Raw genomic sequence first — 264 nt, forward strand, 5'->3', positions numbered from 1 at the left:
CTAACCGCTGAAAAGCGCACGCAGCAAATTATCATTTATACCGTAACCGGAGGAGCGGTAATTGTAGGTGTATTATTGATTTTTCTTTATCGAAACAACCGGGAGAAAAATAGAATTAATAGAGAGCTGAAAGAACAAAAGCTGCAATTACAATCACTCAACCAAACCAAAGACCGGTTTTTCTCCATTATCTCTCACGATTTAAGAGGTCCGGTAGCAGCATTTTCTGGCGTGAGCCGCTTAATCAAACATGCCGTTGATCAG

The 264-nt window shown here is 40.9% G+C and carries 1 pseudogene; it reads left to right on the forward strand.

Features of this window, described 5'->3' with window-relative positions:
- A pseudogene (locus E1176_RS19965) lies at positions 1-264 on the forward strand (hypothetical protein); the annotation flags it as partial.

It is taken from the genome of Fulvivirga aurantia, from assembly GCF_009711475.1.
GTDB lineage: Bacteria > Bacteroidota > Bacteroidia > Cytophagales > Cyclobacteriaceae > Fulvivirga > Fulvivirga aurantia.